Origin of the sequence: Aquibaculum arenosum (genome assembly GCF_029222965.1) — a bacterium.
Classification (GTDB): Bacteria; Pseudomonadota; Alphaproteobacteria; order Kiloniellales; family DSM-21159; genus Aquibaculum; species Aquibaculum arenosum.
Genome location: NZ_JARHUD010000011.1, coordinates 52,181 through 66,576, shown reverse-complemented (window position 1 = coordinate 66,576; position 14,396 = coordinate 52,181). Strand labels below are relative to the sequence as shown.

Below are 14,396 nucleotides of genomic sequence, written 5' to 3'. Positions count from 1 at the left end.
AAAGGGCGGACGGCCGCCCTTGGCGCCATCGCTATAACCCAGCGCTGCTATCAAGTCTGCCCGAAATATCTCGAAATCCACCACCGCTGCAAAGGCCTCGAGCTGATCGCCAATGTCGCTCAGCCGCTGCAGCCGCTCCTCCACGTCAAACAATCCCGGAGCTTTCGCCATCCCTTGCCTCCCCGCGCGTCCACCAGCCCAGTGAATCATAAACAGGCCAGCGCTGTGAGGTTAATAGAGGTGCCCAGCTCCGCGATCATGCCGCCAACGCCTGTCGCCGGATATGGTCCTTTGTAGGGACAGGGGCTGGTGCCACCGAAGTGCTTGGCCCAGACTGTCGACCCGAACGGAAGCAGCGAAGGAGCGCGCCATGTGCGGCCGTTTCACCCAGGCGATGACCTGGCGGCAGCTGGTCGATCTCTACCGGATCCACGAGCAGGCGGAACTGCCGCTGGAGCCGCGCTACAATGTCGCGCCGACCCAGCAGGTGCTGGCGATCCGGCAGACCACGACGGACGAGCGCCAGACGTTCCTGCCGCGCTGGGGCCTGGTGCCCTCCTGGGCCAAGGAGCTTTCCATCGGCAACCGCATGATCAACGCCCGGGCCGAGGGCGTGGCCGACAAGCCCTCCTTCCGCGCCGCCTTCAAGGCGCGGCGCTGCCTGATCCCGGCCAGCGGCTTTTACGAATGGAGCGGCCCCCGTGCGGCGCGCCAGCCGCACTACATTCAGGCGCACGACGGCAATCCGCTCACCTTCGCCGGCCTCTGGGAGAGCTGGCGCGACCGCGACGAGCCCGATGCGCCGCCGCTGGAGACCTGCACCATCATCACCACCACGGCCTCGCCCGATGTCGCCGAGTTACACGAGCGGATGCCGGTGGTGCTGACATCAGAAGCGGCCTGGGACACCTGGCTCGATCCCCAGGCCCCGCCGCCACTGCTGCAAGACCTGCTGCAGCCGGCCCCCGCCGGCACACTCATCCACCACCCCGTGGACCGCCGCGTCGGCTCGCCGAAAGCCCAGGGCGCGGAGCTGATCGCGCCGCTAACAGGCAATGCATAGAGGATAGACCCAACTTCTATTCCCGCAGCCGCGCCCGCAGCTCCCCATAGTCCTCGATCATCCGCGCGACGGCCGAGCACCTAGCGCCCTCCTCCGCCACCACATGCAGCGCACACCCCGCCCCCAGCCGCTCCAGCTCCGCGGCCGCCCGCGCCTGAAAAGCCGGCGGATAGGCCACCAGCGCCGGCCGGGCGATGCTGCCGCCCTCAGAAACTGCCCCGGCGCAGCCGCTCAGCAGCGCCGTTGCGGCGATAGCGGGCAGCCGCCCGCGCCTGCGCTCGCGCATTGTCTCTCTCCCGTCTCGCTTGCTCCGCCACCGCCGCCGCGCGCCCGGCCCGCTCGCCGCCGCGCCGCAGCCCGACGGCCAGCGCCAGTCCGGCCAGCAGCGCCAGCACCAACGGCGAGATCCCCGACAGCCGCCCCGCCAGCCAGCTCACCAGCCCCATCACCGCAGCCCCTGCCGCCGATCGTCCCAGCGCGCATAGACCACCCAGGCCACTCCGGCGAGCGCCACCGCCCCCAGGGCCAGCAGCATCACGCTCCCGTGTGCGCGGATCAGCGCGGCCGCCTGGCCCAGCACCGGCAGCGCCGGCGCCGCCTCGGCAATGGCACCGGAGACCAGCGCCACACCCCCGGCCCCGGCCGCGACCCGGCCGCCCTTGAGCGTGCGGGTGCGGCCCAGCGGCCGGCTCTCCTCCAGCGCGCGGCGCTGCGCTTCGGCCGGCGGTTTCACCCCGGCCAGGCGCAGGCCCTCGTTGATCGTCGCCCCGTCATAGGGCTGCACCCCGTTCTCGTGCCGGATGATCGCCTCGACCAGCGCCCGCATCACCGCATAGTCGTGCACCGAGATCGCCTGGTGCAGCCCCACCCCCAGCCGCGTGGCGAGCTGCTGGGCATAGGCCCGGGCGTCGTTCTCCGGCGGCGGCGCCCAGCGCTGCGCGATCTCGTAGGGCGTCTCCAGGCCGTGCTTGTCCTGATAGGTGATCAGCACCCGGGCGATCGCCCGGATCCCCCACTCCGGCCCCTCGAAGACCGCAAAGCGATCGTCGCCAGACTGATCCTCGGCCAGCCCCTGCCAGGGGTCGCCCTTCTCGATGTTGCCGGGATTGTGATTGCGGATCCCCCGCGGCGCTCGGCTCATGGCCCTCTCCTCACCCCTCAAGCGAGAAGGGCAACTTTCCGGACGCCCCAATCGCTTGACACTGATCTTCGCGCCTTTGACACCTGATCTCAGGCACATGCATTCTTTTCAGGGAACTGCCGCGGCATCGGAAACTACAACGAGAACCGCTGATACATGGCGATCAAGTACGATGTGCAGGCGGGCACACTCCTGCTGTGCGACTATGACTTAGGCGGCTTCAAACCACCGGAGATGGTGAAACGCCGCCCGGTTGTCGTCATTTCGCCCCGTCTGCGGCACCGGAGCTTCCTTTGTACCGTCGTTCCACTAAGCACGACCGCACCGGCGGCTCCCGTGCGCCATCAATGTCGCATCGTGCCAGACCGCCCACTGCCCGGCCGATGGAGCGCGCCAGAATTCTGGGCAAAAGCGGATATGCTCGCGACCGTTGGCTTCAAACGCCTCGACCTTTTCAGAACGGAGCGCGACCAGCTTGGGAAACGAAAGTACATCCATCCGAAACTTCATCCGGACGACCTCCAGCGCGTTCGCGCTTGTGTGTTGTGCGCTCTGGGCCTGGACCACTTGAACATTCATCTATGAACGCGCACATTCTGTAGTGATTGCTCGCGGCCTTGCCGTTGAGCCTCAAGACCATCCTCTGGATGGCCAACCCCGCCGAGGCAAAGCCAAGCCCGGCGGGGTTGATATTTTCCGCCAACACAATTTCCCTCACCGGTCCCGGCTCACCCTCTCCAGCTCAAGCCGCGCCCTGCGGATCCTCAGCCAGATCAGGTAGAGGCCGGCGCAGGCCAGGATCACGTTGAGCCCCACAAGCAGCAGGCTGCCGAGCTGCCCCCACCACTGCAGCGCCGCGCCAGAGGTACCGAAGGCGGTGGCGGCGGAGCCCAGCATCAGGTCGAGTTTCTCGCGGTACATGGTGGGATTCCTTTTCGCGGCTCGCGCCACTGCCTGTCCTTGGCAAGCCGTGGCTCGCCCTACATGCGTTTGCGCGTCGGCGACTGGCGGGTGATCATGAACGACCGGGGGTGCGTGCTCGACATCCTGAAGATCGGTCCGCGCAGCAAGGTCTACGACTAGGAGGGTCGCATGCAGAAGATCAGAACGCCCCAGGGCGAAACCCTCGTGGTCCTGCCTCTGGCCGAGTACGAAGAGCTGATCGCCGCCGCGGAAGACCGCATGGACATCGCCATGGCGCGGCAGGTGGAGGCGGACTTGGCGGCCGGGCGGGAAGAACAGGTTCCGGCCACGGTGGTGGACCGGCTGCTGGCCGGGGAAGCGCCCCTGCGGGTCTGGCGTCAACATCGTGGCATGAGCGCACGAGCGCTGGCCCAGGCGGCCGGCATCAGCCCCGGCTATCTCAGCGAGATCGAGAGCGGCCGCAAGGAGGGGAGCCTTTCCGTGATGAAGCGCCTTGCCGAGGCCCTGAACCTGGAGCTGGACGACCTGATCTGAGCCGCCCCTCACCCCACCGCCATGAAGTTGATCCCGGCCAGCGAGGAGAAGACCGTGTTGGAGGCCTGCACCTCCACCTCGCCGTTCGCGCGCACGTCGACGCGGTAGGGCCCGCCGCCGGACCAGCAGCAGAACATGAGGGCCTCGGCCGGTCGGTAGCCTTCCAGCAGCGTGAAGACCACGCCGTCGCTGCCGGCCTGCATCACGCCCTCGATGGTCACGCGGCCCTCCGCGTCGCGGTAATAGCGGATGCCGGCATAGCCGCTGCCGTAGCCGATCCAGCCATTATCGAGGCTCGGGATCTGCAGCGCCGGCACCACCCGCCACTGGCCGCCGTCGTGGGTGAGCAGCCGATCGCGGGCCTGGTCGTAGACCCGCCAGCCGGCTTCCGGCGCCGTGAAGTGCCAGCCCTGGTGCCAGGCCGCCAGGCTGTCCTCCTGGCCTTCCCAATCGCCGGTGGCGCTGTCGCCCACCAGATAGACGTCGCCCTCGCTGGGGCTGCCCGGCGGGTCGCTGCGGACCTCGAGGCAGGTCGCCTGCACCAGGCCGTCGAGCCGGGCCAGGGCTTCGTTGTGGGTCATCTCCTTCTGGGCCTGGCCCATGTCGAGATAGGGCAGGCCAAGGCGCGGGGTCTCGCTCATAGAGTCTCCTCCGTAAAGTCGCCGGCGCCCACCGCCGCCGAGAGCTGCGCCACCCGGATGCGCGGATGCTCGACCGGGTCGCCGTGGTCGGCCGTCTGTTGCGCCGCCGTGTAGCTGTAGGCCGGGCTCGTCACCTCGACGCTGCGCAGCACCGCGCCGCCGCCGTCCAGCACCTGCAGCCGGTAGCGCTCCTGCGCCTCGTCCAGCGCCACATCGACGCCATCGCGCCAGCCGCGATCGAGCCGCGCGCGCCGCACCCAGCTCAGCTCCCAGTCGCCGTTCGCCTGGCGGGTACCGCGCAGATGTGCCGGCGCCCAGGGCCGCAAGGCGCGACCGGCCGGTGCATAGCTCTCCGCCGCCACCAGGTCCGGGTCGGTGCCCAGCGTCACCGCCTTATAGCTGCGCGTCACACCCAGGGCGCTGACCGGCAGGGGCAGTCGGCTGATCCCGCGCGGCGCCAGCAGCACCGCCCGCTCGTCGCTGGCGTGGCCGGCGATCGCGCCCTCGGTGCCGAGCCGCCCGCGCAGCAGGCCGGAGAGCCGCCATTCACCATCTCCCAGCGCCACGGCCTCACGGAACTGCAGCACCTCCTCGCCCAGCAGCAGGGCGTTGCTCCCGGCCAGCACGGCCGCGGCCGAGTGGCTGGTGAGGATGCGATCCGGGTCGTCGAGCTGCAGGCGCACGCTGTTCACCTCGTCCCAGAGGTGGGGGCTTGCCGCCGGCAGGGCCTCGAGGCTGCGCCCGGTGATCGCCGCGATGCCGATGCGGGTCTGCTCCAGCAGCTCGCCGTCGCGGACCTCATAGAGCGCCGCTCCCGGCCAGGGCCGCTGCGGCGTCTCGGGCACGGCCGCCAGATAGACCCCGGCGTCGTCGTCCCGCGCACGCAGGGCCGGCAGGTCGAGGACGTGGAGTTCGCTCGCCGAGGGCGGGCGCGGATAGGGGCTGGTGGGTATCGGCGCCACCGCACCCGGGCGCGGCGGCAGGCGGTGCGCCTCGTCGCTCACGGTGGAGAACTGCCAGACCCCCTCGGGCGTCACGGAGCGCTCCAGCACCCGCAGGTCATAGCGCTGGCCCTGGTGGGTGAGGCGCAGCAGGTCGCCGGCGGCCAGGCGCCGCGCCGCCGAGGGCAGCGCCAGCTCGATGGTCTCGCGCTGGTGCCAGGCCAGCTCCAGGCTGCGCTCGGCCACCGCCCGGGCCTCGTCGGCATAGAGCACCTGCGGCAGCTGCAGCTCGGTCTCCACGTGGCTGCCGCTGGCCTGGCGCCGGGCCTGCTGCACGCCGGGCTGGCGGTCGCGCTGGGCGTCAGCGTACTGCACGGCAATGGCCCGCGGCAGGGCGCGCGCATCGGCGCGCACCGTCGGCAGGCGCGGGCCCGGCTGACCTTGCGGCCCGGCGCCGAGGTCCGCGGCCTCGACCTCGTGCATCACCGGCTGGTCGAGCAGCTGGAAGACCAGCCCCTCCTCCTCGAGGCGCGCATCGAAGAAACCCGAACGCTGCAGCGGCTCGATCGCCTCGCGCGGGCTCATCACCCGGGGCACGATGTAGCCCTGCAGCGCCTGGCCCTCGAGCGCGGTGGCGTTGACATCCTCGACCCCGGCGCGCCGGCAGAGGTCGGTCACCGCATCGGCAAGCCGCGAGCGCGCGGGCGGCAGCACCACCTCGGCCACCAGGTTCGGCAGGCGCCCGCCGTGGCGGTGCAGGGCGAGGCGCTCCAGCACGATATAGGCCAGGCCGCGGAAGCCCGGCACCTGGCCCGCGCCCTCATGCGCCTCGATCAGGGGATCGGGCTGCTGGCTCTCGGTCCCGCGGTGAATGGTGATGGCCTCGGCGGTGGAGGGCTTGTCCTTGCCGTTCTGCCAGATCACATGGCCGTCGGCCCAGAGCCGGCGCACATCGGCGATCGGCCCGGCGGCCAGCGCCAGGGCCACGTCGACGTGGTACTTGTACTCCACCGTCTCGACCTCGCCGCCGCCGCCTTTCCCGCCCGCATCCTCCGACTTCTCCTCCCGGGTCTCGACCACGGGCGAGAGCCAGATCACCGTGCCGGCCAGGCGCACCGCCCCGCCATAGGCCTGGGGGATGCCGGTGCCATAGTCGCCGCCGGTCACCCGCAGCTCCTGCAGCCGCGGCCCCTCCATGCGCTGCCGCGGCAGGCTGGGCGAGAGCCAGAGCGCATCGATCGCCGCCCCGGCCAGACCGCCCACCGCCTGCCCGATCGCCGCCCCGCCCAAGGTCGCCCCGAAAAGCGTCACCCCGGCCGGAAACAGCGAGGCCCCGACCAGTCCGCCGCCGATGGAAAGTGCGAGCGTTGCCATGCGTTACTCCCCAGGCAAGCACAAGGGGGGCCAGCGCCAGGCGTCCACCGCCAAGCCCGGCCAGCGGCCGTCCCAGCCGTGTTCCACCACCCGGCGGCAGGGCGCATAGGCGTGGATCAGCCCCGGCCGCCCGTCAGCCAGGCGCGAGCAGATCCCCACATGCGTTGCCTTGCCGCCAGGCGCGAGCCGCAGCAGGTCGCCCGGCAGCGCCGCCGCGGGATCGATCTCAAGCAGCTGCTCCGCCAGGCCGGCGCGCAGGGTCTCCGGGTCCGGCCGGCGCGGATAGTCGAGCCGGTCGGCCACCGCCAGGCCGAGTTCCCGGGCCACGCCCACCGCCAGGCCGACGCAGTCCACCCCGCTCGCCTTGAGCCGACCCTGGTGGCGATAGCGCACGCCGATCCAGCCCCGCGCCTCGGCCACGATGGCCGCGGCGAGGTCGCCTTGTGTTGTCACGTTCATGACCGCCGCACCGGCCGCAGCACGGCATCGCCGCGGAAATTGACCAGGTTGCTGTAGCGCTCCCGGCAGGTCGCGAGCGTCTTGTCGCAGCCGGGCACGATGGTGACCGCATCGCCGAGCGCCACGTCATGCGGCGGCCGCTCGAAAAGATGCACCCGGCCGCCGTCGCTCTCGGCGATCTCGAAGGCCAGGCCCTGGTTCGCCCCGCCGGTGAAGGTCAAGAGACCATAGTTGTAAGCCCCATCGGCCACTGAGGCAGCCAGCTCCAGGGAGCGCGGGTCCGCCGCCTCGAAGGGACCGCCGCCGCCCAGCGCCGTCACCGTGGTCGCCACGGTGAGCGGCCCCAGGTTCACCCCGCAGCGCGCGTCGCCCAGGTCGGCGCGGCAGAGCGGCTGATAGACCTCGCCGATCGGCTGGGCCAGCTGGCCGGCCATGCCGCGCAGCTCCGCGCGAAAGCCTCCCTCGGCCGTGTCGGCCGAGACCTCGCCGATGGTCCCGCGCGCCAGCAAGCGGCGCTCGGCCGAAGGATCGGCCCAGTCCACCTGCCAGATCGTGACCTCCGCCCCGTCATAGAGCCCGGCGCGCAGGTCGGCCTCGCTGATCTCCTCCGCCGAGAAGCCGCCCAGCGCCTCCAGGGCACCGGGAGAAAGATCGCTGCGCGCGCGCACCTCGGTCGGCTGGAAGCTGACCGCGGGGACGTAGGTGAGATTTCCGAAGGTCAGTTCCCGGTCGTGGGTGGTAAAGCCCAGCACCGCGCCGTCGCGCCGCTCGACCCGCCAGCAGGTCGCCAGACGGGTGAGCCGCGGGGCCTGCGTCTCGACCCAGGGCCGATCCGCGCCCACGGTCCAGCCGTCGCGCAAGACCTGCTCGCGCGACCAGACGAAGACCTCCGCCGGAGAATGGTCGAAAGCCTCGCGGATGGCGCGCTCGATGTGGCGCCACTGGTAGGCGTCGCGTTCGTTCAGCACGAAGCCGGCAAAGTAGTTGATCGCCGAAAGCGGATAGCCCAGATCGTCGCGGGCCACCTCCCAGGTCTTGGGCGTCAGGTCGAAGCGCCCCTCGAAGACCCAGTCGTAGTCCTCGATCTGCAGCACGTCGAAGGCCGGGTACTCCCAGGCCGTGGCCGGGAAGTTGAGGCGTGTGAGGATGGCGCTGTCCGGCCGGAAGACCTGCGGCGTAAAGAGCAGCAGCGCGGTCTCGACGGTGGCGTGCTCGGCGCGCACCGCCGAAAGCAGCGTCTGGGTCGCGGTTCCGAGCTGCTCGCGGCACCAGTCGAGATAGGGGCCGTGCGGCCCCACCGGCTCGAAGACGCTCTTCAGCCTGGGCGTGGGCGCAAAGTTCCCGGTGTCGTTGTTGTAGGCCTGCAGCGTGCCGAAGTCGTAGATGTGCGGCGCCTGGTCGGTAAACGACCCGTCCCACCACCAGGGCTCGCCGATCTGGAAGCGGGGCGCGAGCCCGGCATCCGTGGCGATGTCCAGGCAGTGGATCGCCACCTTGGCCAGCCAGGCCAGGCCGGCTGCAGAGGTCGGCGCGATCAGCGACGAGGGCGGCGACCAGCCGGTCAGCGCCACCTCGTCGGCGTAATTGCGCTGCGCCCAGGCCTGGGGGATGTAAGTGGCCAGCACCTCGAAGGAGACCGAGAGCCAGAGGGCGTAGCCGCGATCCTCCAGCTCGGCGCAGAAGGCCTGCAGCCAGGCCACCGTCGGCGCATTCAGGCCGGGCGCCGCCGGATCGACCCGCCAGGCGCTGCCGTCACGGGTCAGGTTGTGGAAGTGGCTGATGCCCATGTAGAGCACCCACTCGCTGCGGTAGCCCAGCTGCCAGGCCTGCTGCACCACCCGCGCCGGGGTCAGGTGGTAGGCGTTGTCGTAGCCGTCGGTCATGCGCAAGGAATGCAGCGGCTCGTTGGCCGTCACCCGCTTGAGCTGGGTCACACCCCCGGGCCCCGCGCTCGTGCAGGCGATGTCCTCGATGGTCACCCAGAAGTCGACCTCCGAGGCCAGCGGCTCCGGATCGTGCTCGGGATCGTCCACATAGCCCTGCGGCACGATGGAGAAGAAGAGCCGCTTGATCTGGTCCAACGGCGCGCGGGCCGCCTCCACCAGGTCCGGGTCCACGTCCGGGTCGCTCGGGTCCGGCGGATTGAAGCCGGTCAAGAGCGCCTCGTCGAAGGTGATCTCGATCACCTGGTCGCGCGGGTCGTCGTCGTCCGCGTTCGGGTTGGGCAGCACCCGGTGGTTCCACAGCCGGATGTAGTGCGCCGGGCCGCCGTAGGTCTCCAGCGTGATCACCGGCCCGTCCTCGCCGTCGAGCGCCTTGGAGTCCGCGCTGCCGATCCAGCGGAAGCGCAAGGTGACATTGCGATAGGAGGGCTGGGCCTCGTAGCGGTGCAGCGGGTGGCTCCAGCGATCCTCGCTCTCCCAGATCAGCCCGACGAAGTCCCGGTCTTGCCGCGCCACGGCGTGGACCGTCATCTTGGAAGATCCGTCGCTGATCACGGCGGCGGCGATCGGCGGGTCGATGGAGAAGTCGACGTTCCAATAGCGCGCATCGAAGCGCGCCAGGGAGCCGGGCCGGTTGCTGGGCGTCCAGCGCACCAGGCCGCCGTAGGATGCTTCGACTGCAGAACCAGGGGGCATGGCAGTCTCCTCCCGCGGGTGGGAATGGGCCTTGCGACTGCGCGGGGCAAACGCCAATGGCGGCGCGAAAGACTGTCTTTCGCACCGTTCAGGGTTCGTGAAAGTGGAGTGTGGCTGCTACAGCAGCTGACCGCCGCGCGTGGCGGCGGGACGGCCTATCTCAAAGGCCCACAAACAGCCACGCCAGGGTTCCGCCCACCAGGGTGAGTAGGAGGAGGCCGCCGACCAGTCTGCCGCTCGCGATCTGGAGATTGTCACCCAGAAGTGGGGCGAGTCTGTGCAAGTTCATCACTCGTCTCCGGTCAATTTCGCCTGAAGCTCATCTCGTTGTTCGAAGCGTGAATGAAAGGACAAAAGCACCCAAGGGGCCTTAAAGGTCACGCACCTCCACCAGCGGCACCTCGCCCAGCTCCTGGGCCGCCGGCGAGATCCACTGCATCTCGATGCGATCGGCATCGAAGCGCACCGGCACCTCGAAGAGAAAGCCGGCCGAGACCAGCACGCCGTTCGCCGGCGGCGTCTCGAAGGTCACCACCCCGCCCGGCCGCGAGACCGACCAGCCGCTTGCCTGCTCCACCCCGTCCAGCGCCACCCGGACGCTCGCCGTCACCGGCAGCAGGATGGTCCGGGCATAGGCGCCCGCCCCCTCCCCGTACCACTTGAGCAGCTGGAAGGCCGTGGTCTGCCCGTCGCCCTCGCCCAGGCTCTGGTCGCCGGGGTCCGGCGTGCCGGTGCCGCCCCCTGGACCGGAAGGGGCGGAGCTGTGATCGGAGAAGTCGCGCAAGGGGAAGGACCGCGCCCGGCCGCGCCGGGCATAGAAGAAGGCCAGCAGCGCATCGCGCTCCGCCACCGAGCGCAGACCCCGCGCCGCATCGAAGCGCAGCCGCGCCGCCGCCCACTCCTGATTGCGATACTCCCGCCCCGAGGCCGTCTCCACGATCGCCGTGCGAAACTCCGGCCCACCCGCCGAGCGCCGCGACAGCGGATGCGGAAAGGCCACGTCGTCGAAGCTGCTCATCGGTCACCGTTCCGGCACGCGGAGCCGGCCACCTGGATAGGCTGCTGCATGCTCTCCTCCGCCATCCTTTGCCCCGTCACCCTCTTTCCCTCGTCACCCTCTTTGCCTCGTCATTGCGAGCGACCGCAGGGAGCGCGGCAATCCAGGGCCACAGGCTAACGGCCCTAGATTGCCGCGTCGGCTTCGCCTCCTCGCAATGACGAACCGGCGGGCCGCAACTCACAAATTCCGCTGCCCCCGCGCCACCACCCGCGCCAGCTCCGAAGCCGCCCGACCCATCGAGCGCCGCACCTGCGCCGGATCGCCGCCTGGCGCCGAGACGTTGATGGTGACCTGAGGGCTCGCAGCCGGGCCGGCCGGCATCTCCACTCTCGAAGCCACCTGCGACACCGCCCGCTCCACCACGGCGCCACCGGGCAGCAGACGGCCGGCGGCTTGCTGCACCAGGTCGCCGAGCGGCCGCACCAAGGTTTCGCGCAGGACCTGGTCGCGCAACGAGGCGGCCAGGCGCTGCATCTGCCGTTCGGCATCGGCGCCCTGCAGCAGGATGCGTTCCAGCGCCCGCGCACCGCGGCGCCCCATGTCCTCCATCCCGCGGGCGGTCAGCGTGCTTTGCCGCTCCAGGTTCTGTAGGCGTGCTTCCAGGTCCTCGGGCAGCTCTTGCCGCAGCAGCGCCATCCTCTCCTCGCTATCTTGGGGCATTGCATTCCTCCTCCTGCTCACACACGGCCGTCACTGGACCGAAAGGGGCAGCGCGCTATGATCCGAGAGAGACGCCACTTCCGAAGAGGTCATCATGCGACCCCTGCTGCTGCTCTGCGCGCTGGCCCTGCTCGGCGTTGCCATGATCCCGCTGGCCGGCGACCTGGCCGGCGTGCGCCTGATGAGCCCGCCCGGCGCCGGTGGCACCGGTGCCGAGGGGCCACGGGTGTTGCTGAACAATAATTTTGTGGTTTCGGCCTTCTGGGCCGCCGGCTGGGTGACCCTGGCCCTGCTCTGTGTTGCCGCAGCGGCGGCTTTGGATCAGCAGAGCCGCTTGCTGCGCCTTTATCGCCAGCTTGACCGAAAGCTGGACAGTGCCGAGGCGACACCGCGCCGGCCCGCCGAAGCGCCGCCACGTCGCCCCGCGCCCGAGCCACGCTTCGAGCCCCGGCTGGCCAGTGAAAGCCGTCCGGAAGACCCCGATCTGGCTCCGGCGCCCCCGCGTTCGGCCCGCGGCCCGGTGCTGCGCGCCGACCGCTGACCCGGACAGGCCATCACGAGGCATCCTCGGCCAGGAAGGCGCGCAAAGCCTCACTTTCGGCACGGGACAGTCCCTCTGCCGGCCCGGCCAAGCCATTGATCGTCATCCAGCCTTCCAGGGCGGCGGCGAACTCGCGCGGGGTCATTTGCCAGAAGGCAGCGGGCGGTAGGCGTAGCCAGCCGAGCCCGACCTGCATCAGGCGCGGCCAGTCGAAGCCGCCGCCCGCCCCGGCTTTCCCACCGGATTCCCCCTCGGCTTTCCCACCAGCTTTCCCTGGGCAACCTCCTCCGACCAAGATGCTTCGGCCCGAGAGCCGGACCCGGCCGCTCCTTCGGCTCCATCGAGGGCATTGAGCAGCAGCTCCACCGCCAGCGGCCGCAGCCGCGCCAGCCCCGCGGCAAGCAGCAGGCCCTCGACCCGCTCGTCCGCCGGCGCGCCCGGGGCATGCGCCACCGCCAGACGCAGCACCCGGGCAAGCTCCGTCGCCGGCCAGTCCTCGGCGGCCAGGCGGTGCAGCAGGCCCGGCAACGGCCCCAGCTCGGCCTCTACTTCGGCAAGGAGCGCAAAGCTCGGCGCCAGGGCCAGGTCGCGGCTATCGAGGCGCAAGCTCACCTCACCACGCTGCGGATTGCTCATGGGCCCTCTCCTCCCGCCGAAAAGTCGATGTCGCCGGCACTCTCCAAGGTGATGGAAAAGCTCTCCGCCTCGGCCTGGGCGCCGCTGCGCTGGAAGCGGCTGACGGCGAAGGGCCCCTCGAAGACATCGTCGTTGCCGAAGGTCAGGCGATAACGCGCGAGCGTCCGGTTCACTGCCTGCAGATAGAGCAGGCGGTCGGCTGCGGCGTCGGTCACCAGTCCCTCGCCACTGACGCTCAGGGACTGGAGCCCGCCGTCGGGCATCAGCATGCGAAAGCCCTCGCTCGCCACCGTGGTCACGTCCAGCGGCGCGTTGTCGAGGAGGAGCGCCGTGGTGCGCAAACCGGCGATCAACTGAAAGCTCTCGGGCTCGCCGCCATCGCCGATGGCCAGGCGCAGCAGGCGCCCACTGTATCCCTGTGCTGGCATAGCGTCAGGCCTCCTCGGTTTCGTTGAGCAGCAAGCGCAGTTCCAAGCGGCGTTCGAGAAATCCCCGCTCGGAACGCACTCGGGTTGGCCCGTGGCATGTCTGCGCCAGCAGGGCAGCGGCGGGCGCCATCAGCTCACCGTCATGGAGCAGCGTCCGCGCCCGGGCCGCCACTGCCTCCAGCCGCCCGCTGCCGGCGCCGGTCGCATCGAAGCAGCGCAGGGCCAGCCGCAGCTCCCGGAGCCGCAGGCCACGGGCATCCTGCGGCACGTCGGCCGCCACCCCCTCGATCAATATCCAGGGCGGTTCGGCATCCGGGGGCACGGCTTCGGAAAAGACCGCCGGCTGGCCGCGGTAGTCCGACAGCAGGGCGGCAAGCGGCAGGTCGGCGCTCAGGCGCTCATGAATCAGGGCCATCACGTCCATGGGCAAAGTCCTTCTCTCATCCCGCCGCGGTCTCGAATGCCCGGAGCAGCAGCTTGTCGTAGCGCCCGGCCCGGCCGAGACCGGCGGCCACCACCCGGTAGTTCCGCCCGGCGATCACCACGCGGTCGCCCAGGACGGCCCCTGTCTCAGGCGGCAGGAAAAGGGCATGGGTCACCTCGGCCTGGAGCCGGCCGCCGTCGCGTTGCGTGCGGCTGCGCAGATGCTGCAGGCTGCCGTGGGTCTCCTGCAGCAGCACCCAGTCCTCGACCCAGCCGCCGCGTCCATCGGCCAGGGGTTGGGAGCGCTCGAGCCGCAGAGGTGTGTCGAGCCGTGCGGCGATCATGGCCGGCGCCAGCCTTGCAGCAGCAGGTCCGCCGCCTGCGGCAGGCCGTTGGCCGTGGCGCCCCAGGTCACCGCGTGATCGCCCAGCCGGCTTTGCGTCGCGCTCGGCTCGGGCCCGCGGGCCAGCTGGTCGGCGGCAATCAGCAGCAGGGCCTGGTGCAGCGAGGCCGGCAGTGCCGGCGTCCCCTCCGCCTCCCAGCCCACGACATAGTCGAGCGAAAGTTCGGCACCGGCGGGAAAGCCACCGGCCCGGCCCAGCCACCAGGGACCGGGCGCCAATGTGGCGGGGTCGAGACTCTCGCCATTCAGATCGACGGCCGTGAGGTCGCTGAGCGGTCCTTCCGGCAGTTCGATACGGCGCCGGAAGTGCGGAACGCTCACCGCGCAGCTCACGCTGCGCCGGATCAGCGATGCGGTGCCGATCCGCGCCGCAGCCAGGGCTTCGGCAGCGACGAGCGCGCTGCGCAGGCGCGGATGATCAGGCGCGGCGCCCGCAAAGGCGGCAAGCGCCGCCGGCGCAAGCAGCGTCATGGGATTCCTCCGAGATCAGGAAGCAGAGCAGGCGGGCGGTGGTGCGACCGGACCAGCG

The 14,396-nt window shown here is 70.5% G+C and carries 20 protein-coding genes; 5 read left to right on the top strand and 15 right to left on the bottom strand.

Annotated features, from left to right (window positions below; translation table 11 throughout):
* Positions 1–370: 370 nt before the first annotated feature.
* On the top strand, positions 371–1,063 hold the full coding sequence (locus P2G67_RS15205) for an SOS response-associated peptidase (RefSeq protein WP_275824110.1): 693 nt from the start codon (positions 371–373) through the stop codon (positions 1,061–1,063).
* Between the two features lie 206 nt (positions 1,064–1,269).
* Here P2G67_RS15205 and P2G67_RS15200 read toward each other — a convergent pair whose 3' ends face one another.
* Positions 1,270–1,509, bottom strand: coding sequence for a hypothetical protein (locus P2G67_RS15200; protein ID WP_275824109.1), 240 nt, complete (start codon positions 1,507–1,509; stop codon positions 1,270–1,272).
* Positions 1,509–2,204 carry a hypothetical protein gene (locus P2G67_RS15195; RefSeq protein ID WP_275824108.1) on the bottom strand — a complete coding sequence of 232 codons (696 nt, stop codon included), beginning with the start codon at positions 2,202–2,204 and terminating at the stop codon, positions 1,509–1,511. The genes P2G67_RS15200 and P2G67_RS15195 overlap by 1 nt, the downstream gene beginning before the upstream one ends.
* A 156-nt stretch (positions 2,205–2,360) precedes the next feature.
* Between P2G67_RS15195 and P2G67_RS15190 the strand changes: the two genes are divergently transcribed.
* On the top strand, positions 2,361–2,789 hold the full coding sequence (locus P2G67_RS15190) for a type II toxin-antitoxin system PemK/MazF family toxin (protein WP_275824107.1): 429 nt from the start codon (positions 2,361–2,363) through the stop codon (positions 2,787–2,789).
* A 129-nt stretch (positions 2,790–2,918) separates the two neighbouring features.
* Here the strand turns inward: P2G67_RS15190 and P2G67_RS15185 are convergent, their stop codons facing one another.
* Positions 2,919–3,125, bottom strand: coding sequence for a hypothetical protein (locus P2G67_RS15185; RefSeq protein WP_275824106.1), 207 nt, complete (start codon positions 3,123–3,125; stop codon positions 2,919–2,921).
* A gap of 63 nt (positions 3,126–3,188) precedes the next feature.
* Here P2G67_RS15185 and P2G67_RS16435 point away from each other — a divergent pair, with 63 nt between their 5' ends.
* A complete protein-coding gene (locus P2G67_RS16435; protein WP_367575379.1) occupies positions 3,189–3,287 on the top strand; it encodes a type II toxin-antitoxin system RelE family toxin in 99 nt (32 codons plus the stop codon).
* Between the two features lie 9 nt (positions 3,288–3,296).
* The gene (locus P2G67_RS15180) at positions 3,297–3,662 is read left to right on the top strand and encodes a helix-turn-helix domain-containing protein (RefSeq protein ID WP_275824105.1); all 366 of its coding nucleotides are present in this window, start codon (positions 3,297–3,299) and stop codon (positions 3,660–3,662) included.
* A gap of 8 nt (positions 3,663–3,670) precedes the next feature.
* Here the strand turns inward: P2G67_RS15180 and P2G67_RS15175 are convergent, their stop codons facing one another.
* From P2G67_RS15175 to P2G67_RS15150, 6 genes are all read right to left on the bottom strand, one after another.
* The gene (locus tag P2G67_RS15175; RefSeq protein ID WP_275824104.1) at positions 3,671–4,303 is read right to left on the bottom strand and encodes a DUF2793 domain-containing protein; all 633 of its coding nucleotides are present in this window, start codon (positions 4,301–4,303) and stop codon (positions 3,671–3,673) included.
* Positions 4,300–6,618, bottom strand: a complete 2,319-nt coding sequence (locus tag P2G67_RS15170; RefSeq protein WP_275824103.1) for a phage tail protein — start codon at positions 6,616–6,618, stop codon at positions 4,300–4,302. Before P2G67_RS15170 ends, P2G67_RS15175 begins: the two co-directional genes overlap by 4 nt.
* Before the next feature lie 3 nt (positions 6,619–6,621).
* Entirely contained in the window at positions 6,622–7,077 is a 456-nt protein-coding gene (locus P2G67_RS15165; protein ID WP_275824102.1) for a C40 family peptidase, read from the bottom strand.
* Positions 7,074–9,716, bottom strand: a complete 2,643-nt coding sequence (locus P2G67_RS15160; RefSeq protein WP_275824101.1) for a phage/gene transfer agent baseplate hub protein — start codon at positions 9,714–9,716, stop codon at positions 7,074–7,076. The genes P2G67_RS15165 and P2G67_RS15160 overlap by 4 nt, the downstream gene beginning before the upstream one ends.
* Positions 9,717–10,086: 370 nt before the next feature.
* A complete protein-coding gene (locus P2G67_RS15155) occupies positions 10,087–10,734 on the bottom strand; it encodes a DUF2460 domain-containing protein (protein WP_275824100.1) in 648 nt (215 codons plus the stop codon).
* 219 nt (positions 10,735–10,953) lie between these two features.
* A complete protein-coding gene (locus tag P2G67_RS15150) occupies positions 10,954–11,436 on the bottom strand; it encodes a hypothetical protein (protein WP_275824099.1) in 483 nt (160 codons plus the stop codon).
* Positions 11,437–11,530: 94 nt separating this feature from the next.
* Between P2G67_RS15150 and P2G67_RS15145 the strand changes: the two genes are divergently transcribed.
* Positions 11,531–11,977 (top strand): hypothetical protein, encoded by a 447-nt coding sequence (locus tag P2G67_RS15145; protein ID WP_275824098.1) that lies wholly within the window; start codon positions 11,531–11,533, stop codon positions 11,975–11,977.
* 13 nt (positions 11,978–11,990) lie between these two features.
* Here P2G67_RS15145 and P2G67_RS15140 read toward each other — a convergent pair whose 3' ends face one another.
* From P2G67_RS15140 to P2G67_RS15115, 6 genes are read right to left on the bottom strand one after another with little or no spacing between them, the layout of a single operon-like run.
* Positions 11,991–12,173, bottom strand: coding sequence for a phage tail assembly chaperone (locus P2G67_RS15140; RefSeq protein WP_275824097.1), 183 nt, complete (start codon positions 12,171–12,173; stop codon positions 11,991–11,993).
* Positions 12,173–12,613, bottom strand: a complete 441-nt coding sequence (locus P2G67_RS15135; RefSeq protein WP_275824096.1) for a GTA-gp10 family protein — start codon at positions 12,611–12,613, stop codon at positions 12,173–12,175. The genes P2G67_RS15140 and P2G67_RS15135 overlap by 1 nt, the downstream gene beginning before the upstream one ends.
* Positions 12,610–13,041 carry a phage tail tube protein gene (locus tag P2G67_RS15130; RefSeq protein WP_275824095.1) on the bottom strand — a complete coding sequence of 144 codons (432 nt, stop codon included), beginning with the start codon at positions 13,039–13,041 and terminating at the stop codon, positions 12,610–12,612. The genes P2G67_RS15135 and P2G67_RS15130 overlap by 4 nt, the downstream gene beginning before the upstream one ends.
* A gap of 4 nt (positions 13,042–13,045) precedes the next feature.
* Positions 13,046–13,465, bottom strand: a complete 420-nt coding sequence (gp17, locus tag P2G67_RS15125; RefSeq protein ID WP_275824094.1) for a tail completion protein gp17 — start codon at positions 13,463–13,465, stop codon at positions 13,046–13,048.
* Positions 13,466–13,481: 16 nt separating this feature from the next.
* Positions 13,482–13,808, bottom strand: coding sequence for a phage head completion protein (locus P2G67_RS15120; protein ID WP_275824093.1), 327 nt, complete (start codon positions 13,806–13,808; stop codon positions 13,482–13,484).
* On the bottom strand, positions 13,805–14,338 hold the full coding sequence (locus P2G67_RS15115; RefSeq protein ID WP_275824092.1) for a hypothetical protein: 534 nt from the start codon (positions 14,336–14,338) through the stop codon (positions 13,805–13,807). Before P2G67_RS15115 ends, P2G67_RS15120 begins: the two co-directional genes overlap by 4 nt.
* Positions 14,339–14,396 lie beyond the last annotated feature (58 nt).

What these genes read in the sequence shown, in the direction of transcription:
- P2G67_RS15205 (WP_275824110.1), top strand. Translation starts at nt 371, where the DNA reads ATGTGCGGCCGTTTCACCCAGGCGATGACCTGGCGGCAGCTGGTCGAT.
- P2G67_RS15200 (WP_275824109.1), bottom strand. Translation starts at nt 1,509, where the DNA reads ATGGGGCTGGTGAGCTGGCTGGCGGGGCGGCTGTCGGGGATCTCGCCG.
- P2G67_RS15195 (WP_275824108.1), bottom strand. Translation starts at nt 2,204, where the DNA reads ATGAGCCGAGCGCCGCGGGGGATCCGCAATCACAATCCCGGCAACATC.
- P2G67_RS15190 (WP_275824107.1), top strand. Translation starts at nt 2,361, where the DNA reads ATGGCGATCAAGTACGATGTGCAGGCGGGCACACTCCTGCTGTGCGAC.
- P2G67_RS15185 (WP_275824106.1), bottom strand. Translation starts at nt 3,125, where the DNA reads ATGTACCGCGAGAAACTCGACCTGATGCTGGGCTCCGCCGCCACCGCC.
- P2G67_RS16435 (WP_367575379.1), top strand. Translation starts at nt 3,189, where the DNA reads ATGCGTTTGCGCGTCGGCGACTGGCGGGTGATCATGAACGACCGGGGG.
- P2G67_RS15180 (WP_275824105.1), top strand. Translation starts at nt 3,297, where the DNA reads ATGCAGAAGATCAGAACGCCCCAGGGCGAAACCCTCGTGGTCCTGCCT.
- P2G67_RS15175 (WP_275824104.1), bottom strand. Translation starts at nt 4,303, where the DNA reads ATGAGCGAGACCCCGCGCCTTGGCCTGCCCTATCTCGACATGGGCCAG.
- P2G67_RS15170 (WP_275824103.1), bottom strand. Translation starts at nt 6,618, where the DNA reads ATGGCAACGCTCGCACTTTCCATCGGCGGCGGACTGGTCGGGGCCTCG.
- P2G67_RS15165 (WP_275824102.1), bottom strand. Translation starts at nt 7,077, where the DNA reads ATGAACGTGACAACACAAGGCGACCTCGCCGCGGCCATCGTGGCCGAG.
- P2G67_RS15160 (WP_275824101.1), bottom strand. Translation starts at nt 9,716, where the DNA reads ATGCCCCCTGGTTCTGCAGTCGAAGCATCCTACGGCGGCCTGGTGCGC.
- P2G67_RS15155 (WP_275824100.1), bottom strand. Translation starts at nt 10,734, where the DNA reads ATGAGCAGCTTCGACGACGTGGCCTTTCCGCATCCGCTGTCGCGGCGC.
- P2G67_RS15150 (WP_275824099.1), bottom strand. Translation starts at nt 11,436, where the DNA reads ATGCCCCAAGATAGCGAGGAGAGGATGGCGCTGCTGCGGCAAGAGCTG.
- P2G67_RS15145 (WP_275824098.1), top strand. Translation starts at nt 11,531, where the DNA reads ATGCGACCCCTGCTGCTGCTCTGCGCGCTGGCCCTGCTCGGCGTTGCC.
- P2G67_RS15140 (WP_275824097.1), bottom strand. Translation starts at nt 12,173, where the DNA reads ATGCAGGTCGGGCTCGGCTGGCTACGCCTACCGCCCGCTGCCTTCTGG.
- P2G67_RS15135 (WP_275824096.1), bottom strand. Translation starts at nt 12,613, where the DNA reads ATGAGCAATCCGCAGCGTGGTGAGGTGAGCTTGCGCCTCGATAGCCGC.
- P2G67_RS15130 (WP_275824095.1), bottom strand. Translation starts at nt 13,041, where the DNA reads ATGCCAGCACAGGGATACAGTGGGCGCCTGCTGCGCCTGGCCATCGGC.
- gp17 (WP_275824094.1), bottom strand. Translation starts at nt 13,465, where the DNA reads ATGGACGTGATGGCCCTGATTCATGAGCGCCTGAGCGCCGACCTGCCG.
- P2G67_RS15120 (WP_275824093.1), bottom strand. Translation starts at nt 13,808, where the DNA reads ATGATCGCCGCACGGCTCGACACACCTCTGCGGCTCGAGCGCTCCCAA.
- P2G67_RS15115 (WP_275824092.1), bottom strand. Translation starts at nt 14,338, where the DNA reads ATGACGCTGCTTGCGCCGGCGGCGCTTGCCGCCTTTGCGGGCGCCGCG.